We start from the raw sequence: 24,839 nt of genomic DNA on the forward strand, positions 1-24,839 counted from the left end.
CACCTCAGATTAATGATAACCATCAGAGGGATAAATCACAAGTTCATTCCATGGAAAAAATGCGCCTGGGCAGTAATTATTGTGGGGTTCGATGATTAAAGGGGAGATTTGGTAGCGCTCTACCAGTTCTAAAATGAGTTTACCTGTGGCAAATAGCTGTTCCTTCCTTCCAGATAATGGAGGAATGCCATCTTCCCTGCTGAAATCACCTTCCAAGCAAATGTGAATATACTCCGGATCGGTCAGCAGTGGTGCTGCATAAATGGCTCCGTCCACACCAACCCAGAAATCAAAGCCTTTGCCATTAATGGAAGTACAGCGAGACTGATGCAGAATAAAACCTTTGTAGTTCATAGCGGATTGCCTCCCTCCACATTGCTGCAATAGCATATGTCGAGGAAGGAAAGGGGGTGACGCCTCCTACCCAAAAAGCAGGAGGCAGACCGCGATCGCGGCGACGAAGCCAACAACATCGGAGAATAGACCTACCTTAAGTGCATAACGTCCGTTACGCACACCAACGGCTCCAAAATAAACCGTTAATACATAGAGCGTTGTGTCCGTGCTGCCTTGTATGGTGGAGGCAATCATGCCGATTAGAGAATCCGGACCATGAACGCGAATCAGATCCGTGGTATAAGCAAGCGAGCCTGTCCCAGTGAGGGGCCGCAGAAGGCCGAGCGGCAGTACTTCTGGAGGTACGCCAAGTCCCCGCAGAGCAGGAGATATGAATCCCATTAGGAAGTCGAGTGCGCCCGATGCGCGAAAGACGCTGATCGCCACAAGCATTCCCACAAGATGAGGAATAATCGCGATTGCCGTTCCAAATCCATCCTTCGCCCCTTCAACAAATGACTCATACACCGGGACTTTACGCGTAAAAGCATAGAGCGGGATGAACGTAATCATGACCGGAATCGCCCATGCCGATAGGAGACTGATTAACTGGTACAAGTCATGCTCACCCTTTCAATGAAGAATTAGGCAGCGACGTCTTGGCCAATGGAGCAGAACCAGACTTTGCTGACGGCGGCTTTGGAGGTTTGCGCAGCAATGTCATCCTTCGGAAAAACCGGTCAGCCGCTATAGCCGCAAGAGTCGCCACAGCCGTTGCGGCGAGGGTTGTGCCTACTATTCCCGCAGGATCTGCCGAATTGTAATTCAATCGGATCGCAATTAGTGTCGCGGGAATTAGCGTAATGCTTGCTGTGTTAAGCGCCAGTAAGGTACACATGGCTGGTGTGGCCGTTTCTTTATCCGGGTTGAGCTTCTGCAGCTCCTGCATCGCCTTGATTCCCATAGGTGTAGCCGCATTGCCAAGTCCAAGCAAATTAGCGCTCATGTTGGAGAGAATATATCCGATTGCAGGATGGCCCTTCGGCACATCTGGAAAGAGGAAGGCTACGATTGGCCCAAGAATCTTGGCTATTTTTTTAAGCAAACCAGCATCCTCTGCGATCCGCATGATTCCTAGCCAGAATACAAGCACACTTATTAAGCCGAAACTTACTGTAACCCCACTCTTGGCTCCGTCGAATACGGCGGCTGTAAATTCATCCATTCTGCCGTTAACGGCGGCGAACAGAAAACCGATGATGATCATTCCTAGCCAGATCCCGTTAATCATGGATACGCCTCCCTCTTCATTATTCAGCTATCTGCTTACTTGGAACTTTCACCCAATTTAAATAACGCCTTCAGTGCACTCCCTATAGCCTGAAACCAATTATCAGCAGGATAAGTGTGTGCTTGCGTTGTACTGTATTTTTTAGTATAAGCGGATTCCTCAGGTGGTAAGGACTCTCGTGTATATACTGGAACCCGGCCTATCTCCTTGCCACCTAGATCAAGAACGAGAACCCCTTGTAATCCAAAGTTTGATCTTGCAGCTTTGGCTGACGCCGAAGGGATCTGATTTAAGACAAGTTTGGTGGTCACTCTATCCTGCTCCCCTTGTCCGAGTGGATAGGCGAATTTTTTGGCTGTCACGAAGTCATAACCGCTCACGGGGTCCCCGCGTTCGATCATTGTTTTTAGTGGGTAGTGATTAAATCCAAAGTTTAGCAGTGAGGCATGATCATTCCAGTCATCCCCATCATTTATGGTCACTGCGACAAGCTGCTGGCCGTTTCTGGTCGCTGAGCTGACAAGGCAGCGTAGCGCTTTTTTGGTATATCCTGTCTTCACACCATCTGCGCCCTCATATAAGTACAGCATTTTATTTTTGTTTCTCCACTTGTAATCCCATTTCTCATTTGGATTGTCCGCAGTTTTCTCCTGTGTCTTCACAATTTGCTTAAATACAGGATTATGAAGAGCATACGCCGTCAGTACGGCTAAGTCGTTAGCACTCGAATAATGGCCTTCAGCATCTAGACCATGCGGATTAGCAAAATGAGTGTTTTTTAATCCGAGCTCTTCAGCCTTATTGTTCATCAGGTATACAAACCCTTCTTCAGAACCGCCGATATGTTCAGCGATCGCTGTTGCCGCATCATTCCCAGAGCGCAGCATTAGACCATACAGCATATTTTCCAGCGTCATCTCTTCACCTTGCTGTAAATAAATAGAGGAGCCTTCTTTGGCGAAAGCATTTTTACCAACTTTGACTTTGGATGCTAAATCACCATTCTCAATAGCGACGAGGGCGGTCATTATTTTAGTCAGGCTGGCAATAAGCATCGGCTCATCTCCTCGACTGCTATACAAAATACGCCCGGATTCCACATCAATCAGCGCCGCTGCCCGTGCATGCGTAGATATAGAGCTGTTCTCCGCATGAATCAAAGTTAGCGGTGTCAGAAACAGCAGCAAAATGCTCAGTAATAAGGCGATTGGAAATTTACGGGTTATTGTCTTCATATTTATCCTCCGGATTCTTATCGGTTCTTAAGTAAAGTCATTCATTTCATGCTTATGTTGTACAAGTGTATGCGGACCAGCCTTAGGGTATGTCCTCTCCACACAAAAAGGGACACCGCCTGATGTAAGGCGATATCCCCGAGGCTATTTGAACAATTATGTGTACCTAATGTGTTGAAGATTGGGATGTACTTGGATCGGGTTTAGCAGGTGCTTGTGATGCAGGTGCTTGTGGTGCTTGTGGTGCTTGTGGTGCTTGTGGTGCTTGTGTAGCAGTTGACCCAGCTTGACCTGAAGTACTGCTGCTTTGGAACATGGTCTGGATTTTGTCGATGAGCCCAGGCGTAGCATCGATAATTTTTTCGAACAAATGCGTTTGATTGTCGAGTGGAACAATGTTTACCCCATCTTTACCAACCACTAGAAAAGCGATCGGTCTGATGGAGACACCGCCCCCACTACCGCCACCAAAAGGAAGCATTTTGACACCGCCTTGGGAGCTTGATCCACTTATAGAATCCTCTACTCGATAATCACTACCCCCTGCAGCAAATCCAAAGGCCACCTTACTAATCGGTAGAATAATACTACCGTCAGGTGTTTGTACTGGATCTCCAACAATCGTATTAACATCTACCATGCCCTTGATATTTTCCATCGCTGTTTGCATTAGACCCTGAATAGGATGGTCGCTCATATTGTTTCCTCCTTAATTGAGTACGATTTCTCTTGCTTCTACAGCGCTTATCATCCCCACATCCACGCATTTGTATGTAACTTTCATTCTAAACTTTGCCCATGAGACTCCCTACGCATCCGTTTTAGTATTTTTCTCCACTTACTGATTCCCCCCGCCTCCCTCAAGACACGAAGAAGAAGCTGCAATGATGCGTATACGGCATAGGAAACGGACAATTTACCCTCACATACGAACTCCATTGAAAAAGAATGCTCATCTTGAAAAACAGGCTTCACAAACACTCGTGGATTGTGTTTCAATTTGACCCTCTGCGAAATAAATCCAACGATGCTCCATTTCAATCCCCAGACGGCTCCTGATACTATGGCAGTGTCTGCCGCATCACCTAGTGAGAAGTCTGTGGACCAGTCGAGCTTTGATATTTTGACATGTGATACAGTTTCCTTGAACCACTTCTTCAATCCACGTGTGGATTTCACTGCTAGCTGTACATTGTCCCGCCAGCGCTCAATTCTTTCTTTATCGAATTGTTCTTCCTTTACAGTGTCAACACCTGTAGTCGCGGTACCCGTCTCTTTAAACTTCCCAAGCACGCCTTGCTCCAATCCCTTAAAGACCAATCGAGGCAGTTCATAGTGCAGTTTGATCAGACCAAAAAGTGTCTTAACATCTAACTCGATCAGATCATTTTTGTCATGTTTATAGCACCGGATGCGGAAATCGATAGATGAAGACAGAACCAGGATCATTGCCAGTACCAGCAATCCGAGGGGTATTCCAAGCCATAACGTCACGTATTTACCTCCAAGAAACCTTAATAATGGGAACCTTTGGTTTAGTATGGCAATTTAATCTGGAAAAAATTCGGGGTTTGACTAAAAAATGTGGCTCTACAAAAAAATAGGGACTGCCCATAAACCATTATGAATGGTTTATGGGCAGTCCCAGCAATACAAATCATTGCGGAATAACAAAAAAACTAAGGTTGCTCTATATCCTCGAACGTCATTTGAGTATCCAGCTTATTGAACAATAGCTGTGTCTCCTCTTCCAAATTATCAGTGGATTCGAAGTTAGATGGTTCTGGCAGCTCATTCAGACTTGCTAGGCCAAAGCTCTCCAAGAATGATTTAGTCGTCCCATATAAGATTGGACGCCCTACGGCCTCCGCACGACCTACCTCATGGATCAAATCCTTGTTATTCAGCGTATGAATAGCACGTTCGGATTTCACGCCTCGAATCTCTTCGATCTCCACCCGTGTAATGGGCTGACGATAGGCCACGATCGCCAATGTCTCTAATGCGGCCTGAGACAAGGTTGATCTGGATGGGGAGTAAGCTAAGCGCTCAAAATAATGGGCATGCTCCGGCAATGTAGCCAACCGATAATTCCCGGCAATTTGGACTACCTGCAATCCCCGCTCCTGTGTTACATAATCCTCTTTTAGTTCTTCTAATGCTCCAGCCGCAAGCTCTGGCCGCTGCTCCGTAATCTCGGCGACTTGCCGTACGGAGATCCCTTCATCACCTGATAGAAACAACAGGCCCTCAATAATCGATTTCAGCGTTTTGTAATCCATTGAAGTGTTCTCCTCCTCTCCACTCCATTACGATGTCCTCAAACAATTTCTCCTGATAGCAAAAAATCGCCTTCATTTTCATCAGTTCCAGAATCGCAAGAAAAGTAACTACGATTTCGTGTCGCGCCATTTCATCGTGAAGCAGTGCTGAGAAGTGGAGCCTACCGCCCTTCCCTCTGCGCTGCAGCGCATCCGATACATCACGTATACGATCTTTTACCGATATTTCGTCCCGGGTGATCCGCTGGTAAGATGACCTTCTTGCCGCCTTACTAAGTGCTTTACGGAAAGCAGCTATAAGGTCGGAAGTATGTAGTCCTTTTAGCGTATGGTCAATCTCTTCAGGCACGTATGGACCCAGATCCTCCGGCTCCTTCGTAAAAATCAAGCTCCGCTCGCTCTCCATATCCATTAAATGAACAGCAATACTCTTGAATTTACGATACTCAATCAGTCGCTGAACAAGTTCAGCTCGTGGATCAAATTCATCTTCTTCGTAATATTCAAAATCATCGATCTCAATGACCGGTGGTTTGGGCAGCAATAGCTTGCTCTTTATAGATAATAGGGTTGCGGCCATCACGAGAAATTCACTCGTAATATCCAGTTCAAGCTCCTGCATACTTCGCAGGTATTCCATATACTGTTCGGTGATCTCGGCGACCGGAATGTCCTGGATGTCGATTTCCGCCTTATCAATTAAATGCAAAAGCAGATCCAGCGGACCTTCAAACGTTTCCAGCTTGTACAATACAGTCACGAAGCATCCTCCCGCCAAAAAAAGTAAAGTGCAGCGCCCTAAAGGACGCTACACAAGTAGAAAGGGCTCTATAATCCATGCTTTCTTCTTATACTATAAATAAGCACGAATTCGACTGATTCGTCAATAGCTGACTTACTTAAACAGTTTGTTAAGATTCGCCATTTCAATCGCAGCAGTCGCAGCATCCCAGCCTTTATTCCCTGCTTTGGTTCCTGAACGCTCAATGGCCTGTTCAATATTCTCAGTAGTTACTACGCCAAAAATCGTCGGCACGCCGGTTTTAAGATTGATCGCAGCTACCCCTTTTGCAACTTCATTACATACATAATCATAGTGCGTTGTAGACCCACGGATAACAGTTCCTAAAGTGATTACAGCGTCGTATTTACCGCTTTCCGCCATTTTTTGAGCGATTAACGGAATTTCAAACACGCCTGGAACCCAAGCAACATCTACTTCATCATCGTTAGCACCGTGGCGTTTAAATGCATCAAGTGCACCTGACAAAAGCTTGCTGGTAATAAATTCATTAAAACGTCCTACTACGACTCCGTATTTTAACCCCTCGGAAACTAAATGTCCTTCTAAATATTTCGGCATATCATTCATCTACCCTTCGTTTTTTATTGTGTGTGATTATACTTTCGAATCCTCATTTTGTTCAATGTCGTCAAAAGACAGCAAATGCCCAAGTTTCGCCTGCTTCGTATGGAGATAATTAGTATTATCCTTATTCTCCGGCATTTGAATTGGCACTCGCTCAACAACTTCCAATCCATAACCTTCCAACCCTTTGATCTTTCGAGGATTGTTCGTTAAGAGACGAATTTGACTTATACCTAGATCCTTCAGAATTTGTGCTCCAATCCCGTAATCACGCAAATCTGCTGGAAAACCAAGCTTTAGATTGGCATCTACAGTATCGAGTCCTTCTTCTTGAAGCTTGTAGGCTTTAAGCTTATTAATAAGACCAATGCCCCTGCCTTCTTGACGCATATAGAGCAACACGCCTCTACCAGCAGCTTCGATCTGCCGAAGCGCTGCTTCAAACTGGGGACCACAATCGCAGCGATGGGAGTGGAAAACGTCACCGGTTAAGCATTCGGAATGTACTCGTACTAACACTGGCTCATCACCGGAAATATCGCCCTTCACCAATGCTACATGTTCTTTATCATCCACTTCATTTGTATAGGCAATGGTCTGAAACTCACCGAAATCAGTAGGCAGACGTACAGACACCTCGCGATTGACGAGCTGTTCCTTCTCATTCCGATAGTGAATGAGGTCTTTGATGCTGATCAACTTAAGATCATGCTTCTTAGCAATCTCAACCAGATCAGGCAACCGGGCCATCGAGCCATCTTCATTGATGATTTCACAAATCACACTGGCTGGATATGCACCACACATACGGGCTAAATCAACAGCAGCCTCTGTATGTCCGGAACGGCGTAGTACGCCACCTTTTTTCGCAATCAGCGGGAACATATGGCCAGGTCTACGGAAATCAGACGGCTTCGCTTTAGGGTCAATCATGGCCTTTACAGTCAAGGATCTTTCCCCTGCTGATATACCAGTAGTTGTATCTATATGGTCAACCGATACAGTAAAGGCTGTGCCGTGATTATCTGTATTGTGACTGACCATAGCCTGTAGTTCAAGCTCTTCCGCACGCTCAGCGGTAATTGGCATGCAGACCAAACCACGTCCCTCAGTGATCATAAAATTGATGACTTCTGGTGTCGCCCGTTCAGCAAGAGCTATAAAATCCCCTTCATTCTCACGATCTTCATCATCCACCACGATAATGACTTTGCCGCGCATTAAATCATATATCGCTTCTTCAATCGGATCCAAGACACTATCCTTCTTCGATTGTTCGCTCATGATCCTATCCTCCCAATAGCTTTACGAAGGATTATTCCCTTCTTCGTAAGCTTACTCATTATTTAAACAAATCCGTTTGCCGCCAAGAAATCACGACTAATCCCGGAACTGCTATCACTTTCTTCATCCTGTGCAGCTGAGCCATAATGAAGAAGATGATCTACATATTTGCCCAGGACATCACACTCAATATTCACACTATCTCCTGCCCGCTTATAAGTTAGCACAGTTTCCCCTAACGTATGCGGAATAATGGATACAGTAAGCGATGAAGCCGTCGTCTTTACTACTGTTAAGCTAATGCCATCAATCGTGATCGACCCTTTAGGGATGATATATTTAAACAGCGATTTGCGATCCGGCGCAATCTCATAGACTACTGCATTTTGATCACGCTTTACACTTTTGATGACAGCAGTGCCATCTACATGTCCCTGAACAATATGACCTCCAAATCGACCACCGGCTGCCATTGCTCGCTCCAGATTCATCCGACTGCCAGGACGTAGCTCCTTCAGATTACTGTTTCGATAGGTCTGAGGCATGACATCCACTGTAAAATAGTTCTCGCCTAAAGCTGTCGCTGTAAGACAGACGCCATTAACCGATACGCTATCACCAATCTTCAAATCATCCATGATGACGGAAGCGGCAATGTTCAGCACCATCATTTCTCCACCGGTGGAGACACTTCTCAGAGTGCCAACTTCTTCGACTAATCCAGTGAACATGCTTTCCCTCCTAGGAGTTTTGTGTGAGTAACACTTCTCCGCTATCTCTCCGAACAAAACTTGCTCCGGAAGCACACGATTGAGTTTTGTAACCATTCACTTTAGCGTACCGGAGTACCGCTGATACATACATTATCTCCGAGCACTTTTACTTCCAATCCCTCCAGAGAAATCGCATCCTTCATTAGCTCTATACCAGGAAATACGAACGTCCCTTTCGCTTCAGCACCACCGCCAACAATCTTTGGAGCGAAAAAGAGAATCACTCGATCAACTAGCCCACTCTCCAGCATCGCACCATTTAGCGTGCCTCCGCCTTCAAGTAAAATCGATCCGATTTCCATTTCACCGAGTGTTACCATAGCAGCCTTCAAATCCACCCGTGGTCCTGCTCCGCTAACAATGATTTGCACACCTGCTTGAAGAAGTGCTGCTTTCTTTTCATCATCTGCGGCTTCAGTTGTCACGATGATAGTAGGCGCTAGACCGTCACTTACAACTGCTGAATCCAAAGGAATACGTAGTCCAGAATCAATCACAATCCGTATCGGATGAATACCCGGCACTTCCGTTCTTGTAGTCAGTGAAGGATTATCTGCAATCACTGTGTTCACACCGACCATTATTCCCTGATGCCGATGCCGCAGCGTATGTACGATCTCCCGCGCTTCACCATTTGAAATCCATTTACTGTCACCAGATTTGGTAGCTAGGTTACCATCCAGCGTGCTGGCACTCTTGAGCGTAACAAAAGGCTGTTTTGTCAAAATATACTTGATAAAACGCTCATTCAACCGCAGCGCACGTTCACGCAGCAACCCTACTTCTACTTCAATGCCATGCTCACGCAGCATTTGAACGCCGCGACCCGCAACCTGAGGGTTAGGGTCTTCACAAGCGACTACCACTCTGGCTACTCCCTCGTCGATCAGCCTTTGGCTGCAGGGCGGAGTCTTGCCATAGTGACTGCAAGGTTCCAGTGTTACGTAGGCAGTGCTGCCCTGTGCTTGACCGGCCGCCATATTCAAGGCATGAACCTCAGCATGACCTGTTCCGCGCTGCAAATGAGTTCCAAGTCCAATCATCGCTCCATTCTTTACAACAACACAGCCAACAACAGGGTTAATTCCTGTCTGTCCTTGGGCCCGTTCTGCCATATCCAGCGCTAACGACATATAAAACTCGTCATTCATATTATCCATCTCGTTCCTCCTATCCACTTACTGTCTATCTGATGCGTAAAAACAGAAAAACCCATCTCATTCTCCAGGAGGAGTAAAGATGGGTTATGCGAGAGTTTATCGGCAGTCCAAATAAAAGTGTGCGTAAATAACCGTCAAACGACGGCAATTGTGAAATATCGCACATAATAAATGAAAATACTGCAGTCCACCTGTCTATTACAGACAAGCGGTTAACCTCTCCTTCTTCCATCCAGACTATACTGTCGGTCCCGGAATTTCACCGGGTCCACCGTTCGCGTCAACAACGCGAGCCGGGTAGCGGACTAAGTGTGGTAGATAAACTTAATAAATAAGCACTCTACAACAACATCACCGCCGGTAGGGAATTGCACCCTGCCCTGAAGGATTGATCCTTTATTTAATTGAGGTTCAAGTTTTCCTTACTAACAAAATTATCACTTACACCTTCGAAATGCAAGTGCGTTTTATATATTTACTTAAAATTTGTAACTTAATTCTGAGAGGTATGGTGATTACTAGAAGAAACGACATGGTAATATATAGCCTGCAAATGTACAGTTAAAACCCATTCCATACATTTACATAACAAAAGAAAAAGCGCCTGGACTGTATCTCCAGGCGCTTTTTCTTTTTCCAATTACAATCCGCGTTCTTGTTGTTTCAACAAATCACGAATTTCCGTTAGCAACACGATATCTTCTGTGGGTGCTGGCGTCTCCACCACTTCAACTTTAACGGCTTCTTTGCGCTGGAATTTATTAGCCAGTTTAATCACCATAAAGATTGAGAAGGAAATAATAAAGAAATCAACTACCGCCTGCAAAAATTGCCCATAAGGAATAATCAGTTCATTATGCATAACCATAACACTTAGAGCCCGATCCTTCAGATCTATACCACCTGTTATCAAGCCGACAATTGGCGTAATGATGTCAGATACTAATGAAGTCACAATCTTACCAAAAGCTGCTCCGATAACGACAGCAATGGCTAAATCTAGTACATTTCCTTTCAGGGCAAAAGCTTTAAACTCTTTCCACATCTTCCATTTCTCCTCCAACCTATTGAATTTGAAATTATTATAGCATAGCCGCTTCCCAAATCTTAAGGCTTGTTTAGAAACTATTAAGTTTACTTTTTACTTTTACATGCCGCCATTGGGAAGTTCGCCTGTCTCATCTTTGGTATGTGGAAGGCTTTATGATAGCTTTAAGTTTTTCAAAGAGCTAAACAAACTGTTTCCCATCGATCTTCGCCGGCCTTCAAATAAGGATTTCAATCGAGAATATTGTATACTTCTTGTAGTACGGACGGTATAGAGGCCTGTATAAAAATTCGAGGAACACAAAAATCCCCGATTATTATGTTATCTGCCAAGGGTCAGGAACTAGATAAAATTACTGGACTCAGTAATACACTCATGGTACACATTCGAAAAATCAGAGAAAAAATTGAAGCTAAGCCGAGAAAACTACTGTATTTAAAGACGGTATAGGGCGTTGGCTACAAACTGGAAAAAGGAGGTTCTTCTAGTTGAACTTTAAAAGATTCGATACCTTATCTTGGAAAATAGTTGGCTTTAGCCTAACGAGTCTAGCTCTTACAGCAGCAATTTTATTGGTCGGCTATTATGGGACATCCCTTTTGCTATGGCTCAATCCTTCTCATTCCTTCTGGGGCGTTAAACTCATCCGCTGGGTGACCAATAACATCGGTTCTACTTCTATAGTGATTCTCATTGGGGTTCCTTTATTTATTTTTTTCATCCTGAAGCTATCCAGAAATACAACAAGCCATCTTCATAACATTTCAAGCGGGGTTCAAGCGATTGCTGACGGCAACTTATCTTTCAAGGTACCAGTAACAGGAACGGATGAACTCGGTAAACTCGCGGAAAATATGAACCTCATGGCGGGCAAGCTAAAATCCGCTATAGATGAAGAACGAGCAGCAGCGAAAGCCAAAAACGACCTAATCACTGGTGTATCCCATGATCTTCGAACCCCTCTAATTTCTGTACTGGGATTCCTGGAATATGTGGAGAAGGATCGTTATAAGAACGAGGTTGAGCTGCGTTATTATGTGAATATCGCCTATGAGAAGTCCCTGACTCTTAAAAAGCGAATCGGCGATTTATTTGAATATACACGTGTTAGCAGCAACGGGCTTCCCCTTAATATGGAGCCTGTAGATCTCGGCAAGCTGCTCAAAAAGCTTGTCGAGGAATTCGCTCCCGTATTGGAGCAAGCGGATATGACCTGCCGTATTCATACGGATATGGGCCCTTTGATTATCCATGGTGATGCGGACGAGTTAGTACGATTATATGAGAACCTATTTACCAATGCGGTTAGATACGGTAAAGAAGGTAAAATTCTAGATATTTCCGTTTATAGAAAAGATAACAGTGTGATTACTACATGCACGAATTACGGTAACCCGATCCCTGCCACGGACCTCCCCCACTTATTCAAGCGATTTTATCGTGTAGATAAGTCACGTTCCAGGGAGACTGGCGGAAGCGGCTTAGGACTCGCGATTGCCAAGAGCATCACAGAGCTCCACGGTGGAACAATTTCAGCCAAAAGCTCACGTAAACAAACCGAATTCGAGACTTCCTTCCCTGCGAGTGAATAGGTTCTGAACACAAACAAAAGCACCCGACTATAATCACGCCGGGTGCTTCTTTCCGTTCAATTTCAAATCATACTTATTCATTTACTTTAAGTTTCCTCCACGTCTAAACACACGGTTTAGAATATAGCCTATGGCTATTAATCCAATACCTGTCATGTAGAGCGGCGCAGGGCTACTTTCTCCCGTCTTTGGAAGCTGAGGGGCACTTGAAGTACTGTTGTTGATGGTACCTTTCGGAACTTCCTCATCAACAATGTCGACTTCACCCAAAGGAACATTTTCATCTGTAATAACTAAATCAGGAGCTCCTACTTCTTCTGATGTCGCGGATTCCAGATCGCTCGTATTCCCAGGGCCAGCAGGTACTGCCGGATCATTGATGATTACTCCTGGCACCTGCGAACTCGTAGGTGTAGGTGTCAACGGACCTCCTGGGGCTCCTGAGGTTGGTGTAGACGCAGGTTCTGATGTCGGCTCTGTTGACGGAGTAGCCGTCGGTTCCGATGAAGCTGATGGTGTTGCGGTTGGGACTATAGTTGGTTCTGGCGTTGCAGTAGGCGTAGGCTCAACTGCTTTATGATTCGTAATTACGAGTTGATTCGTTGATGAGGAATGAATGGACACTGGATGCTCTGTAGGATCAAGTACATAGCCACTAGGAGCTGTCGTCTCAATCAATACGTAGTTACCCAACCATAATTTATTGAATGTTGCTGTACCAGCGGAATCTGTGGTTAAGCTATTAATAAATACCCTGTCTGAGCCGTTAAGGCGATAGAGTGCAAAAGTTGCATCTGCCAGCGTCTTCAAGTTGTCCTCTGCATCCAGCTTCTTGATCATCAAGGAACCTCTAACCCCGCTGCCTGATCCTGATCCATTCGACACACCGACGATAATTTCTTTAGAAGAATCTTTGCTTATTTCGATAACATTAAAACCACTGAAACGAACAGTATTAGTAACCTTGTCTCCTGTATTCGCCATAATCAGGGATTGATAGTCGAGAATATAAGGTTTACTAATCTCCTTGGCGAAGCTTAAAGCAAACGACTGCTTGCCGTCTACATCCGTTTTTATTTCTAAGCTGTAATCGATACCCTGAATCAATTCAGGTCCGCTTTTTGTTACATCCCCGTTTTCAGCTACGCTTGTAGGATACAGATGGAATGAATCCTGCAGCAGAATCTGATTAGCGCTAGGAGTATCTTTGATTAACGCATTCTTCACAGTAGACTGACTACGATTAATTTGAATGCCCCAATCGATTTTTTCGCCATTCTGAACACCATTTTTCAAGAGATATTCGTCTCCATAAGGAATCTTTACGGTAGCGTTCAAATCCTTGGATACCTTTTTTGCCCCATCATAGAGACTGGCTTTATTATCAATAGAAGTGCCAATGACTTTGCCTTCAAGACTTGTATGAAATTCTATATAATAAGCGGATTGAATAGCATCTGTAAAGGAGAGCTTCAGCTCATTATTACCATTAACACTGTAAGTGTATTTGCTACTATTTACCTCGACACCTTTCGTTGGGTCTCCATTCTTAGCAACATTCATGGTGTACACTTTCAGCGATCCAGGAACCAGGGTTTGACCCGATTTCAAAATATCCACGACCTCTGGCTCTGCAACTGTTTTGCTATTATAGTTGACCCCTAATTTCCAAGCTAATTCTTTAGTTGAAGCATTATAAGAACCAAACTTCAAACCATTGCTTTTCGCTTCGGTTCTTGGAATAAATAGCCCTTCTGCTTCTGTTGTGCGAGGAATTTCGGACGTGTCTAACCAGTCCATCCTAACCTTGTTATTGAAATTTTCAGTATTAGACCAAATCCAATCCTTATTAAATTCCGTTGTATAGCTAATCGTATAAAGACTAGTAATCTGCGAATTAAAGACAACCTTGAATCCTTTATTAGCCTGAACAGGAGCATTGTAAACCAAACTATATTTGGAAGGATTCAATACATTCCCATTAGAATTTCTAATTACGAGTGATTCCGGAATAAACTTCAGTCCGCCAAACGGGAATGACTCCGTAACTTCAACCTGACCCATTGGATAGTTATCACTGTTTAATGTGACTTTCCATCCAACCGTTTTATTCTAATAATCTACGCCTGATAAGTTCTTATACAAAATGGCTGGCCGTATTAAGCGTATAGCTTCTCCAGTATAGGTACTGTCCGTAACTGTATTAGTGATTATAGTATCTTCAAACACACGTTTTACAGCTTTGGTCTTATACTCGATTCGATAAGCCGATGTTACATCTTGTTTAAATTGCAAGGTGAACCCTGACTTCTTCACGTCTGAAGCTGCAACTACAGTGTAATCAATATCCTTGGTCAAAAGATTACTCAACGTTGCTGTACCCGCTGAATCCAGTTGCACCGTGTATACTTTTATCGAATTGGCTACTAACGCTTGAGAATCATCAAACAAATCCTTTAGTACAGCATTTCCTTGCGGAATCGTTTTTTTATTATAGTTATATTCGATTGCCCAGGAAATGATTTGATTGCTCCAGTCATATCCGCTAGAGTACTTGTTCAAGCTTCCTCCTCGTTCTACTTGAACAGTAGCAGAGGAACTTGCAGGAACTTGCCCATCTCCTGTAAAAGTCGCTGTATTCGTGAAGCTTAGCCGATGCTCATCAGTAATAGCTGTGGAGTATTCAATACGGTAAGCACTCGAAATCGCAGGATCAGTGAAACGAACATTTAACGATCCTCCAGTGAACTCTGTAGAATATTTACTGGTATCGAGTAGTGCACCTTGTGTTACCGAACCGTCCAACTGGATACTCAGTTGATACACACTCACAGTAACCGGAGTGCTAAGTGACAAACCTGTTGGTATAGGGTCCGTTACGACTGCATTTCCAACAGTTTTTAATGATTTATTTACGTCAACAGACCATAGAATATGGTCTGCATTAAAACCCTGAGGAATCCCCCTCTTCTCAATGGTCGATCCTACATTCGGTTTAAAATTCACAGTAACCGTCTGAACACCACCGCTCACCGGAAATAAAATCTGCTGAACAGTACTTCCTGAGATTTTTTGTTTATCAAACTTAGTATTGATCCGAAGCGTTCCTTGCACGTCATCATGCGTTTCTATGTAGTCGTTAAAGGTCATTGCTACTTGGTGTGATAACTGCTCAACTGTAAAAGTTCCTACATCTCCATCCTCTGAGACCAACAAGCCGCTAATATCATTAAAAAGCTGAAACTGCTCTGGAAGCTGAAAGGTAAAGGTGTCACCTTGCTTGTACGGATGAGCTTTAGGAAGAGACCACGTATAATCTAATGTTACATTAGCTTCTTGCTCATAGACGCTATCCGTAACCGTCTGCCCGTCTTCACCATATACAGCCATTGAGACACTGGTGATGATATTCCGCTCTTGATCGATTGCCGCTGCTTGTACTTGTGGAGTGAACCCGATGCCATAGGCATATTGAGCTACAAGCATCAGAATGACTATCATCATACTTATTCTTTTCTTTAACATTATCCTAAAGCCTCCAATTCCTTTTCCAATTTGATTTTTCTATGTTTGTATCCCCTCTTGAAGCGTAATCTCTGCCATTCCTCATGCTCGAATGCTTCTTATGTAAATCCGCGCCCATTGCCCCATCTTATGTTAAAATAATGAAAAGCCATCCTTTTGTGGGTAGCTGACAGAATGCATACATATATAACCATTTTTTGGATGTTTCGAAACAGAAAATATCAAAAATTTACAAAGATGTTTTTTGAAGTGCTTTTTAGGTACGAAGGAGGTTGGTTCCATGCATCTTTCATCTTATTTTGATCGACAGCGTACGGAGGATTTCATTATGTTCTCCCCTTCACATTGGATTGCTCTGTCTATCATTACATTGGTCTGTATACTGTTTTACAGTTTAAGATTCGAGATTCGGACTGATGTGAGACTTCGGCAAAGTGTGCGCTTGCTGCTGATTATTATTCTTTTGTTCTCAGAAACAGGTCTTCAAATATGGTACCTCTCTCAAGGCGTATGGCAATCCAGCAGCTCACTCCCGCTCGAACTATGCGGAATTACTTTACTACTATCCGTTATCATGCTGATCACTCGCAGCCGAGCACTATATTCCTTTCTGTATTTTGCTGGGATTGGTGGAGCATTCATTGCTTTACTCACACCGAATCTGGTCTATCCATTCCCTCATTTCCGATTTCTACTGTTCTTTATAGCACATGGTGGTATTGTTCTCGCTTCTCTTTATATGACCTGGATTGAGGGCTATAAGCCCACTTGGAAATCCCTCCTGTTCACCATGCTTGGACTAAACCTTGTGGCCGCTTGTGTGTGGATCGCCAATTACATCCTAGGATCTAACTACATGTTCCTATCTCATAAGCCCAGCACTTATTCTGTATTGGATTATTTCGGGCCTTATCCTTATTACCTGCTTGTTGAAGAGTTGTTTGCCTTCATTGTGTTTCTGCTCATGTATTTGGTATTCTTCTGGGTGCCAGAGCAACGTAAATCGAGACGTAAACGAATAAGCCGGATTCCTTATTAAAATAAGAAAAGGCCAGCCTCCGATAATCCGGAGACTAGCCTTTTTAAATTAAGAATTCTTAAGCTTCGATGATTTCTACCGAAGTCATTTTGTCGCGTCCTTTGAAAGTATCAACAAGATCCATACCTTCAACTACTTTACCGAATACAGTGTGAACTCCATCCAAGTGTGGTTGCGGTGCATAGCAGATGTAGAACTGGCTTCCGCCTGTGTTCTTACCCGCATGTGCCATAGCAAGTGTTCCGCGCTCGTGCTTGTTTGGGTTGATTTCGCAGTTGATTGTGTATCCTGGACCACCAGATCCAGTTCCGTTAGGACATCCGCCTTGAGCTACGAAACCAGGGATAACACGGTGGAATGTCAATCCATTGTAGAAACCATCTTTTGCTAGCTTTTCAAAGTTAGCTACAGTGTTTGGTGCATCTTGATCGAACAAGTCAATCAGCACTACGCCGCCATTTTCAAGAGTAATTTTCGCTTGCTTTGCCATATGTAAATGACCCCTTTCAAAATTAACAAATTTAGAATACCTCAATTATATTACTATGAAACTACGCACAAAGCAAAGCAAGCAGGAGTAATTCCTGCTTGCTCTTTATGCCTTACCAGTTTTCCCTACCTAACATTAACGGCTGTTACTTAGCAACAGCAGCTTGTTTAGCGATACGCTCAGGAACAATATCGTTGGCAATAAGATCATTATAGCTTTCGCGACGCACTACAAGATCGCTGTGTCCGTTCTGAACGAACACTAAAGCCGGACGACGAAGCCGGTTGTAGTTGCTCGCCATGGAGTAATTGTAAGCGCCTGTGCAGGCTACAGCCAACAGATCGCCGCTTTCAGCCTCAGGCAGCTCTACATCCCAGATCAGCATATCTCCGCTCTCGCAGCATTTACCAGCGATGGATACAGTTTCTGTAGCCTCTTCATTCGCACGATTAGCAAGTAATGCCTCATATTTAGATTGGTACAATGCAGGACGTGGATTATCAGTCATCCCACCGTCAACGGCAACGTACTTACGCACGCCTGGGATATCCTTGTTACTTCCTACTGTATAAAGTGTAGTACCTGCATCTCCAACAATACTACGGCCCGGCTCCACCCAAATTTCAGGCAAAGCATTATAGATTCCAGCAAAATGAGTCTTCACGGCATCCGTAATTGCAGTTACATATTCAGAAACATGTAACGGGGTATCACCCTCAACGTAACGAATACCGAAACCTCCACCTAGGTTTACTACACGGAAGTCCACTTCCAAACCTTCTTTAACACTACGAGCAAAACTCGCTACACGTTCAACAGCAAGCTGGAATCCATCCGTTTCAAAAATTTGAGAACCAATATGGGAATGTACGCCAAGCAGCACTAAATTCTTTTTGCTGACTGCCGCTTTAACTGCTTCATAAGCCGATCCATTACCGATATCAAATCCAAATTTGGAATCGGTCTGGCCTGTTGTAATATACTCATGCGTATGAGCTTCGACACCTGGTGTCACACGTAACAAGATGTTAACCTTAACTTCTTTACGTGATGCAATCGACTGCAAAAGATTAAGCTCTACCAGATTATCGACTACAAAGCAGCCAATCCCGGCATCAATCGCCATTTCGATCTCTTCAGACGTCTTATTGTTGCCATGAAAATGAATGCGTTCTGCAGGAAAGCCAGCTTGCAAAGCAGTATAAAGTTCGCCATCAGATACAACATCAAGCGACAAGCCTTCTTCATCAGCCAAACGAACCATAGCCATTACTGAGAACGCCTTACTTGCGTAAGCTACTTGGAACCCAAGTCCAGAGGATTTAAAAGCATCCATATATTCCCGGCAACGTTGTCTCACCAATTGCTCGTCCAATATATATAGCGGGGTTCCATATTCCGCCTTCAATTCAGTTACATCACATCCGCCGATCTCCAAATGCCCAGCATCGTTAATTCGGCTAGTACCGTGTAGAAACATTCTATAGTCCTCCAATTTCTGTGGAATATCAAGGTTCCACCCTGTCTTTAGTGTATTCAGTATAACAGACAGTGGGAACTCCATTGAATGGACTAATTTGCAGTAGTTTTGTATTTTCCTACGATTGTTAATCATTCTTTTGAGTAGGCGGCACTCTTGTATTATCTCTAGTTTTGTTGAAAGACGGCCTTGTCTTCGAGCTTAAGACTGGCTTGCGAACTAGAATTTCGCTCATTGCCTTTGCATTAAAAGGTATGAACGGCCACATATAAGAGGAGTTATAGGACCGATGGGTAGTTAGGAAAATAGTCAGTAGCGTCGTGCCAATCATAAATCCAGGCACCTGGAATGCCGCTACGGCTAGTAATAATACAAGCCTGACTATTCGATTCGCAAGACCCAGCTCATAACTCGGGGTCGCAAACATGCCTATGGAAGCTACAGCCATATATAGAACAACCTCGTTTACAAAAAGGCCGCTCTTCACCGCTATATCGCCAATCAATATCGCTGCAATCAGACCCATCGCTGAGCCTAAAGGGGTTGGAGTGTGTACTGCGGCCATCCGCAGTAAATCAACCCCAAGCTCCACAATAAGAAACTGGGCGAGTATTGGAATTCTGGCGGTCTTTTGAGGTCCAATGAAGTCCAGCATAGCCGGCTTTAGTTCAGGATGAATGACAAGCAACATCCATAGCGGCAGAAGGAACATGGATGCAAATATACCGATGAAACGGACCCACCGTAAGTAGGTTCCCATAAAAGGAGTCTGACGATTCTCCTCTGCATGTTGACAAAGATCAAAAAAGGTAGTCGGAAGAACAATAACAATTGGTGAGGTATCTACAAATATTATTACCCGTCCCTCCAATAAATTGGAAGCTACGACGTCAGGGCGTTCAGAATAACGCACCATAGGATATGGATTCCATCCACCGCCGATAATCGCCTCCTCTAATTGTTTATCTGCCAGAGGAATACCATCAATATCAATGCTTTTGATTTTGTCGATAACAGACTTGACCTGTGTTTTATCAACGATATCATCAATGTAAGCCACGCATACATCTGTCTGTGTCCGTCGCCCAACCCGAAATAGCTCATATTTTAACCCTGGATCTCGAACCCGTCTTCTGACAAGCGAGATATTGCTCAGTAAAGTCTCTGTAAAACCGTCGCGCGCACCGCGCACCACCCGATCAATCGAAGGCTCGGCTGGACTGCGACTAGGGTAAGAACGAGTATCCATGATGATAACTTTGTTCTCACCTTCGACGAATAGCACGCTCAAGCCTTCTAGTACCTTCTCGATACTTTCGCTTAAAGAATTCCCCTCTTCCACCTGGATGTGAGGGACATATTCATTCATAAAGCTAGACAGCACACCCGTAGACAGATTCTCAGAGGTGAGATAGGTCAGACGTTTTAGAATATCATCGGTCACATCTGTGTTGGTAAATCCACTTAAACAGAGTAGAGCTGTCTTATGTCCGCCAAAGGACATCTGTCTGAACGTTACATCAAAGCTTGTGCCCAGTCCCATTACCTCAGTAAGTGTTTGTTTCGTATCTTGCAGGGACATTGGGATTTCATCATTACCTTGCCAGTAAATGACGGATTCTTTTAACGAGTTGGAGTGCTCGCGATCCCGTTTCTTTTGTAGCTTGCCGCTCCCCTTTTGATTGCTGTCTTGTGACTCTTGTTGCGCTTGCTTCTTAGATAGTTTGGGCTTTGGCGTCACTTTGGCTTGAGATTCTTCCCCGGACTCTGTTGCGGACTCTGATCCGACTGTTTGTTGGGTATTCTGATCTTGCGCCTCATCTTCGGATTCCGAGTCTGAATCTAAGCCGAATAACCTGGCAAAAAATCCTTTACCAGGCTCATTCTGCTCCTGATTTCCGAGCTCATCTGACGCCTCTGCATCCTGCTGCCCGGAATCGGGCTGAGCTGATGCTTCAGCGTTTTGCTCTTCTGCCCCTAGCTCCGCAGCTGCTTCTGTATCCTGTTGCCCGGAATCGGGCTGTGCTGACGCTTCGGTACTCTGCTCTTCTGCCCCTAGCTCCGCAGCTGCTTCTGTATCCTGTTGCCCGGAATCGGGCTGTGCTGACGCTTCGGTACTCTGCTCTTCTGCCCCCAGCTCCGCAGCTGCTTCTGCATCCTGCTGCCCTGAATCCGGCTGAGCTGATGCTTCAGCGCTTTGCTCTTCTGCCCCTAGCTCCGCAGCTGCTTCTGTATCCTGCTGTTCTTGACTCGGATCAGCTGCTGTAGTATTTTCCGCCGGATCTGCGTCTTCACTGGTCATAGAAGCTCCGTTAACCTCGGTATGATCATCAACTAGATCCTCTGCGGTATTCTTCATTGCTGCGGCAGCCGCAGCGTTTTCTTCCTGATGATCCTCTTCTGGCACAGAATCACCGCTGTGAATAAATTTGCTCATTCCATAACCCCCGTTTACTGTCGGTATACAAACCAGTCGAACAAAGAACCCGCGACCTTCCCGCTTACCATCGCCATTAACAGGCCGAACAGATAATGTGTCATGTTCAAGCGTTTAGCGAGTATCGGCAGCACATTTAATACCTCGGTCAATGCTGCAGCAAGCATCCCGACAAAAATCCCGTCAAAAAGTCCTATACCAAGTTCAACTAAAGTACCTGACGATATTTTCCAATTCCAAAAATCACTTACGGTTCCTAGCAATGATCCAGCTACCATCGCACCCTCGTACCAATGTACTTTATCGTAAGAAGAAGTTAATTGAGCCAGACGGGGCACCATGTCGAGAACCACAAATAAAGCGATCACACCACCACCTACTGCGATCCCCCCTGCAATACCCAGCAGCAAATTCAACCCTAGTGTTATAGGTGCCGTCATCTTCCGTCCTCCACGTTCTCTGGTTGATTTTCTCCACGGCGCCTCATTTTGCTATACTCCTCATTGATGACGTATTGGTCGATATTTTTCTGATACAGGTACATTTCCACTTCTAGCGGTGTAGGCTCTTCATTCCACTTTTTCTTAAATAAATGGTTGAAAAAAATGACCATCCCAAAGCCGATTCCCAGCGAATACGCAATCTGAAATACAACCGGATGCTCATCCCGATGACCGGTGATCATCTCCACGATTCGGATTTGAACCTCCTGCATGTTTACATCTGCATGGAAATTCATGATGGTCAGCGCAGACCCAAAGAAAAGCAGCAGCCACACTAAGACAAACATCGCTACTGAAGGCTTCCGCCTCTCCACTGGACCTTCAATCTGAACAATCGTTCTCCCTTCGCCGATCGGCTCAATGTCCGCTTCCGGCAAAAGCTCATAAATGCGGGGAATAACCATCAGAAGATCAATCAAAATTAGATTGCCGTCACTTTGCTCTGGCTTCATTAGCAGAATAGATTCCAGCGACTCTTTCAGCTCTGGCTCCGCGATCAAAAATGCAATATCACCCAATGTGACACCTTTACCTTTGGGCACCGTCACCCGGTTCTTAAGCTGTATATAGATGGCGGGAGCAGAATGTTGTTTCATCCGCATTCCTCCTAAAGGTTGTGGTCAAGTAGCTCCGGTGCAAGATAACGGTAGTATGGGAGTAAAGCCTTATTTTTACTCTTGAAGCTCTGAATCAATTTCCAAAGATGCTGAAATGTTGAATTTTTATTGGTATCGGGAATGCTTACCCCACCTTACAATCTTGTTATAAAAGAGAAAGGGAGGAGTTTTATGTAAACGGATACAACCATCGCTAAACTAAGGGCGCCTGTTGTTAAATTCCTAATCCGGAGGTTATGATCATGAACAAACAGAACTCAAAAACAACGTTCAAATTGTTCGTTTGCCTGTCTCTCGTGTTTAGTATGTGTTTCAACTTTGGGAATAACAAACCAGCGGAAGCTGCTACGACTTTTGCAAAAGGGGCTGATGTAGGCTGGCTATCGGAGATGGAGTACTATAATTGGTCTTTTTACAATGATAACGGTGTGAAACAAGACCTACTGCAAATTCTCAAAGATCACGGAATGAACTCCATTAGACTACGGGTCTGGGTTAACCCTTCCATTAATTTCTCTAACAAAGCCGATGTTGTGAAACAGGCCGTTCGGGCCAAGAACATGGGTTTCCGAATCATGATTGACTTTCATTACAGTGATACATGGGCAGATCCCGGCAATCAGAAGAAACCTGCTGCCTGGACCAGCAAGAACTTTACAGCTCTAAAGACAGCGGTATATGACCACACGTATGATGTTATGAATACACTCAAAGCTAGCGGTGTTACGCCGGAATGGGTACAGGTAGGGAACGAGACGAATAATGGAATGCTTTGGGAGGATGGAAAGGCTTCTGTAAGTATGAGCAATTTTGCTGCGTTGATCAATTCAGGATATAGTGCAGTAAAAGCGGTCAGTAGTAGTTCAAAAGTCATCGTCCACCTCTCTAACGGCTACGACAATTCCTTATTCCGCTGGATGTTTGACGGTCTGAAGTCTAACGGTGCCAACTATGATGTGATCGGCATGTCACTCTATCCTACTACAAGCAACTGGTCTACACTGAATGCTCAGACATTAACGAATATGAATGATATGGTTGCCCGGTATGGTAAAGAAGTGATCATTTCTGAGGTCGGGATGGACGTTAGTGCTCCAACAACGGCTAAAGCTTTTCTTACCGACATCATTAGCAAAACAAAATCGGTAAGTGGCGGCAAAGGGCTTGGCGTGTTCTATTGGGAGCCGGAGAGTTATGGTACATGGTACGCTTACACAAAAGGTGCCTTTGATTCTTCTGGTAAGCCTACGGTGGCTTTAGATGCCTTTTTGAATTAAAAAAGAAGACAGCCACGGTGCTTAACCATTGGCTGTCTTCTTTTCTAATAATCTTTAGAAATGGAGCGAATCCAGTTTCTTACCTTCAAAATCAAACAGAGCTAAATTGGACCACCCATTCTCATGCCCAACAGACCATTCCTTTTGCGAAGGAATCCAAGCAGGCTCCCAGTAATAAAAGCCGATTCCTTTTCCGTTTGGTGTATTCTCAATTACGTTTATGAAATCCTTCATATACTTAGCTTGACCCTCTACTGTGGCTGGATAACCTTCATGGAGCTGGGCTTCCTCATTCACAATTACTGGAAATCCTTCAGGTGCATTCAGTGTCCATGGATAGGCTGTTTCCACCACAATGATATCCTTGTTATAACGCAGCGCTAATTCGTTCAGGTTAAGCTGCAAGTCGTCCAAAGTACCATGCCACCAAGAGTAGAATGATAATCCGATAACATCAAAATTTACGCCATGTTCTAAGAAACGATCAAAAAAGTTACGGCTCGCCGGATGATCAGCACCCCGGTCAATGTGGATCATGATGGACAAGTCAGAATCGACGGATTTCGCACCCGCTATACCTGCTTTAACTAGCGTAGTGAACTGCTCCCACTGCTCCGGAGTATCACAATCTCCATCTACCTTGCCTTCTCCCCATAACATGCCTGGCGTAATTTCATTACCGATCTGCACCATATCGGGCAGTGTGCCTTGGGACTGTAAAGCTTTAAGGGTCTCGCGTGTATAATCATACACGGCGGATGTCAAACCACTGAAGTCAAGTGCCTCCCAAGCTTTTGGCTTCCATTGGTTAGCTGGATCCGCCCATTTATCTGAATAATGAAAATCCAGTAGAAAATCCAGCCCTGCTTCTTTGATCCGCTTTGCCATAACCAGCGTCCGTTCCAAATTGCAAAAGACGCCTGGAGGGTCATTCCAAATCCGCAGCCGTATGGCATTTACTCCATTGTCCTTAAGGATGTGGAGTAAATCCTCACCTTCCTCAACGTTCCGAACAGAGCGACTATGGAATTTGCCTCCACCCTGCTCTATTTCATCCAAAAACGAGATGTCCATTCCATTAATAAATGTCGTTATCATCAT

24 protein-coding genes, 1 pseudogene and 1 riboswitch are annotated in these 24,839 nt (G+C 44.6%); of the genes and pseudogenes, 4 read left to right on the top strand and 21 right to left on the bottom strand.

What is annotated here, in order from left to right; translation table 11 throughout:
* Positions 1-9: 9 nt before the first annotated feature.
* The 13 genes from H70737_RS20790 to mscL all read right to left on the bottom strand — a co-directional run bounded on the left by H70737_RS20790 (position 10) and on the right by mscL (position 10,775).
* Positions 10-354: a peptidoglycan recognition protein family protein gene (locus tag H70737_RS20790; RefSeq protein ID WP_042190263.1), complete on the bottom strand. Its 345-nt coding sequence runs from the start codon at positions 352-354 to the stop codon at positions 10-12.
* Positions 355-420: 66 nt separating this feature from the next.
* The gene (locus H70737_RS20795; protein ID WP_042190265.1) at positions 421-909 is read right to left on the bottom strand and encodes a spore maturation protein; all 489 of its coding nucleotides are present in this window, start codon (positions 907-909) and stop codon (positions 421-423) included.
* A 52-nt stretch (positions 910-961) separates the two neighbouring features.
* Positions 962-1,627: a nucleoside recognition domain-containing protein gene (locus H70737_RS20800; protein WP_042190267.1), complete on the bottom strand. Its 666-nt coding sequence runs from the start codon at positions 1,625-1,627 to the stop codon at positions 962-964.
* A gap of 35 nt (positions 1,628-1,662) precedes the next feature.
* Positions 1,663-2,862 carry a D-alanyl-D-alanine carboxypeptidase family protein gene (locus H70737_RS20805; protein WP_042190269.1) on the bottom strand — a complete coding sequence of 400 codons (1,200 nt, stop codon included), beginning with the start codon at positions 2,860-2,862 and terminating at the stop codon, positions 1,663-1,665.
* Positions 2,863-3,028: 166 nt separating this feature from the next.
* Positions 3,029-3,559 carry a GerW family sporulation protein gene (gene ytfJ / locus H70737_RS20810; protein ID WP_081951173.1) on the bottom strand — a complete coding sequence of 177 codons (531 nt, stop codon included), beginning with the start codon at positions 3,557-3,559 and terminating at the stop codon, positions 3,029-3,031.
* An 83-nt stretch (positions 3,560-3,642) separates the two neighbouring features.
* Positions 3,643-4,356 carry a DUF2953 domain-containing protein gene (locus tag H70737_RS20815; RefSeq protein WP_042190271.1) on the bottom strand — a complete coding sequence of 238 codons (714 nt, stop codon included), beginning with the start codon at positions 4,354-4,356 and terminating at the stop codon, positions 3,643-3,645.
* A 185-nt stretch (positions 4,357-4,541) separates the two neighbouring features.
* Positions 4,542-5,144, bottom strand: a complete 603-nt coding sequence (gene scpB, locus H70737_RS20820) for an SMC-Scp complex subunit ScpB (protein WP_042190273.1) — start codon at positions 5,142-5,144, stop codon at positions 4,542-4,544.
* Positions 5,113-5,904 carry a segregation and condensation protein A gene (locus H70737_RS20825; RefSeq protein ID WP_042190275.1) on the bottom strand — a complete coding sequence of 264 codons (792 nt, stop codon included), beginning with the start codon at positions 5,902-5,904 and terminating at the stop codon, positions 5,113-5,115. Before H70737_RS20825 ends, scpB begins: the two co-directional genes overlap by 32 nt.
* A gap of 135 nt (positions 5,905-6,039) precedes the next feature.
* Positions 6,040-6,507 carry a 6,7-dimethyl-8-ribityllumazine synthase gene (gene ribH, locus H70737_RS20830; RefSeq protein ID WP_042194286.1) on the bottom strand — a complete coding sequence of 156 codons (468 nt, stop codon included), beginning with the start codon at positions 6,505-6,507 and terminating at the stop codon, positions 6,040-6,042.
* 36 nt (positions 6,508-6,543) lie between these two features.
* Positions 6,544-7,797: a bifunctional 3,4-dihydroxy-2-butanone-4-phosphate synthase/GTP cyclohydrolase II gene (locus H70737_RS20835; protein WP_042190277.1), complete on the bottom strand. Its 1,254-nt coding sequence runs from the start codon at positions 7,795-7,797 to the stop codon at positions 6,544-6,546.
* A 62-nt stretch (positions 7,798-7,859) separates the two neighbouring features.
* Positions 7,860-8,528 (bottom strand): riboflavin synthase, encoded by a 669-nt coding sequence (ribE, locus tag H70737_RS20840; RefSeq protein ID WP_042190280.1) that lies wholly within the window; start codon positions 8,526-8,528, stop codon positions 7,860-7,862.
* A 101-nt stretch (positions 8,529-8,629) separates the two neighbouring features.
* Positions 8,630-9,730: a bifunctional diaminohydroxyphosphoribosylaminopyrimidine deaminase/5-amino-6-(5-phosphoribosylamino)uracil reductase RibD gene (gene ribD, locus H70737_RS20845; protein WP_042190282.1), complete on the bottom strand. Its 1,101-nt coding sequence runs from the start codon at positions 9,728-9,730 to the stop codon at positions 8,630-8,632.
* Between the two features lie 216 nt (positions 9,731-9,946).
* Positions 9,947-10,122, bottom strand: a riboswitch (FMN riboswitch).
* A gap of 248 nt (positions 10,123-10,370) precedes the next feature.
* The gene (gene mscL / locus H70737_RS20850) at positions 10,371-10,775 is read right to left on the bottom strand and encodes a large-conductance mechanosensitive channel protein MscL (protein ID WP_042190284.1); all 405 of its coding nucleotides are present in this window, start codon (positions 10,773-10,775) and stop codon (positions 10,371-10,373) included.
* Between the two features lie 267 nt (positions 10,776-11,042).
* On the opposite strand from mscL, the pseudogene H70737_RS31685 reads away from it, so the two are divergent.
* Together H70737_RS31685 and H70737_RS20855 are read left to right on the top strand one after the other, a co-directional pair.
* Positions 11,043-11,144: pseudogene (locus H70737_RS31685) on the top strand (DNA-binding response regulator); the annotation flags it as partial.
* A 122-nt stretch (positions 11,145-11,266) separates the two neighbouring features.
* The gene (locus H70737_RS20855; protein WP_042190287.1) at positions 11,267-12,370 is read left to right on the top strand and encodes a sensor histidine kinase; all 1,104 of its coding nucleotides are present in this window, start codon (positions 11,267-11,269) and stop codon (positions 12,368-12,370) included.
* 81 nt (positions 12,371-12,451) lie between these two features.
* Here the strand turns inward: H70737_RS20855 and H70737_RS29910 are convergent, their stop codons facing one another.
* The gene (locus H70737_RS29910; protein ID WP_052404379.1) at positions 12,452-14,434 is read right to left on the bottom strand and encodes a collagen binding domain-containing protein; all 1,983 of its coding nucleotides are present in this window, start codon (positions 14,432-14,434) and stop codon (positions 12,452-12,454) included.
* Positions 14,435-14,482: 48 nt separating this feature from the next.
* The gene (locus H70737_RS29915; RefSeq protein ID WP_052404380.1) at positions 14,483-15,895 is read right to left on the bottom strand and encodes a collagen binding domain-containing protein; all 1,413 of its coding nucleotides are present in this window, start codon (positions 15,893-15,895) and stop codon (positions 14,483-14,485) included.
* A gap of 280 nt (positions 15,896-16,175) precedes the next feature.
* On the opposite strand from H70737_RS29915, the gene H70737_RS20865 reads away from it, so the two are divergent.
* A complete protein-coding gene (locus H70737_RS20865; protein WP_042190289.1) occupies positions 16,176-16,934 on the top strand; it encodes a YwaF family protein in 759 nt (252 codons plus the stop codon).
* 58 nt (positions 16,935-16,992) lie between these two features.
* Here the strand turns inward: H70737_RS20865 and H70737_RS20870 are convergent, their stop codons facing one another.
* From H70737_RS20870 to H70737_RS20890, 5 genes are all read right to left on the bottom strand, one after another.
* The gene (locus H70737_RS20870; protein ID WP_042190291.1) at positions 16,993-17,424 is read right to left on the bottom strand and encodes a peptidylprolyl isomerase; all 432 of its coding nucleotides are present in this window, start codon (positions 17,422-17,424) and stop codon (positions 16,993-16,995) included.
* A 145-nt stretch (positions 17,425-17,569) separates the two neighbouring features.
* Positions 17,570-18,904 carry a diaminopimelate decarboxylase gene (lysA, locus tag H70737_RS20875; RefSeq protein ID WP_042190294.1) on the bottom strand — a complete coding sequence of 445 codons (1,335 nt, stop codon included), beginning with the start codon at positions 18,902-18,904 and terminating at the stop codon, positions 17,570-17,572.
* Positions 18,905-19,031: 127 nt separating this feature from the next.
* Positions 19,032-20,645 carry a spore germination protein gene (locus tag H70737_RS20880; protein WP_042194288.1) on the bottom strand — a complete coding sequence of 538 codons (1,614 nt, stop codon included), beginning with the start codon at positions 20,643-20,645 and terminating at the stop codon, positions 19,032-19,034.
* Between the two features lie 710 nt (positions 20,646-21,355).
* Positions 21,356-21,781 (bottom strand): stage V sporulation protein AB, encoded by a 426-nt coding sequence (locus H70737_RS20885; protein WP_042190296.1) that lies wholly within the window; start codon positions 21,779-21,781, stop codon positions 21,356-21,358.
* Entirely contained in the window at positions 21,778-22,440 is a 663-nt protein-coding gene (locus tag H70737_RS20890; RefSeq protein ID WP_042190298.1) for a stage V sporulation protein AA, read from the bottom strand. The genes H70737_RS20885 and H70737_RS20890 overlap by 4 nt, the downstream gene beginning before the upstream one ends.
* 263 nt (positions 22,441-22,703) lie before the next feature.
* Here H70737_RS20890 and H70737_RS20895 point away from each other — a divergent pair, with 263 nt between their 5' ends.
* On the top strand, positions 22,704-23,738 hold the full coding sequence (locus H70737_RS20895; RefSeq protein ID WP_042190300.1) for a glycoside hydrolase family 53 protein: 1,035 nt from the start codon (positions 22,704-22,706) through the stop codon (positions 23,736-23,738).
* A 54-nt stretch (positions 23,739-23,792) separates the two neighbouring features.
* Here H70737_RS20895 and H70737_RS20900 read toward each other — a convergent pair whose 3' ends face one another.
* Complete coding sequence (locus tag H70737_RS20900; RefSeq protein ID WP_331281387.1) at positions 23,793-24,839, bottom strand: glycoside hydrolase family 53 protein; 1,047 nt, start codon at positions 24,837-24,839, stop codon at positions 23,793-23,795.

Origin of the sequence: Paenibacillus sp. FSL H7-0737, assembly GCF_000758545.1 — a bacterium.
Taxonomy (GTDB): domain Bacteria; phylum Bacillota; class Bacilli; order Paenibacillales; family Paenibacillaceae; genus Paenibacillus_AQ.

Coding starts and splice junctions, on each gene's coding strand:
- H70737_RS20790 (WP_042190263.1), bottom strand. CDS start 354: ATGAACTACAAAGGTTTTATTCTGCATCAGTCTCGCTGTACTTCCATT.
- H70737_RS20795 (WP_042190265.1), bottom strand. CDS start 909: ATGATTACGTTCATCCCGCTCTATGCTTTTACGCGTAAAGTCCCGGTG.
- H70737_RS20800 (WP_042190267.1), bottom strand. CDS start 1,627: ATGATTAACGGGATCTGGCTAGGAATGATCATCATCGGTTTTCTGTTC.
- H70737_RS20805 (WP_042190269.1), bottom strand. CDS start 2,862: ATGAAGACAATAACCCGTAAATTTCCAATCGCCTTATTACTGAGCATT.
- ytfJ (WP_081951173.1), bottom strand. CDS start 3,559: ATGAGCGACCATCCTATTCAGGGTCTAATGCAAACAGCGATGGAAAAT.
- scpB (WP_042190273.1), bottom strand. CDS start 5,144: ATGGATTACAAAACGCTGAAATCGATTATTGAGGGCCTGTTGTTTCTA.
- ribH (WP_042194286.1), bottom strand. CDS start 6,507: ATGCCGAAATATTTAGAAGGACATTTAGTTTCCGAGGGGTTAAAATAC.
- H70737_RS20835 (WP_042190277.1), bottom strand. CDS start 7,797: ATGAGCGAACAATCGAAGAAGGATAGTGTCTTGGATCCGATTGAAGAA.
- ribE (WP_042190280.1), bottom strand. CDS start 8,528: ATGTTCACTGGATTAGTCGAAGAAGTTGGCACTCTGAGAAGTGTCTCC.
- ribD (WP_042190282.1), bottom strand. CDS start 9,730: ATGGATAATATGAATGACGAGTTTTATATGTCGTTAGCGCTGGATATG.
- mscL (WP_042190284.1), bottom strand. CDS start 10,775: ATGTGGAAAGAGTTTAAAGCTTTTGCCCTGAAAGGAAATGTACTAGAT.
- H70737_RS29910 (WP_052404379.1), bottom strand. CDS start 14,434: ATGGGTCAGGTTGAAGTTACGGAGTCATTCCCGTTTGGCGGACTGAAG.
- H70737_RS29915 (WP_052404380.1), bottom strand. CDS start 15,895: ATGTTAAAGAAAAGAATAAGTATGATGATAGTCATTCTGATGCTTGTA.
- H70737_RS20865 (WP_042190289.1), top strand. CDS start 16,176: ATGCATCTTTCATCTTATTTTGATCGACAGCGTACGGAGGATTTCATT.
- H70737_RS20870 (WP_042190291.1), bottom strand. CDS start 17,424: ATGGCAAAGCAAGCGAAAATTACTCTTGAAAATGGCGGCGTAGTGCTG.
- lysA (WP_042190294.1), bottom strand. CDS start 18,904: ATGTTTCTACACGGTACTAGCCGAATTAACGATGCTGGGCATTTGGAG.
- H70737_RS20885 (WP_042190296.1), bottom strand. CDS start 21,781: ATGACGGCACCTATAACACTAGGGTTGAATTTGCTGCTGGGTATTGCA.
- H70737_RS20890 (WP_042190298.1), bottom strand. CDS start 22,440: ATGAAACAACATTCTGCTCCCGCCATCTATATACAGCTTAAGAACCGG.
- H70737_RS20895 (WP_042190300.1), top strand. CDS start 22,704: ATGAACAAACAGAACTCAAAAACAACGTTCAAATTGTTCGTTTGCCTG.
- H70737_RS20900 (WP_331281387.1), bottom strand. CDS start 24,839: ATGATGATAACGACATTTATTAATGGAATGGACATCTCGTTTTTGGAT.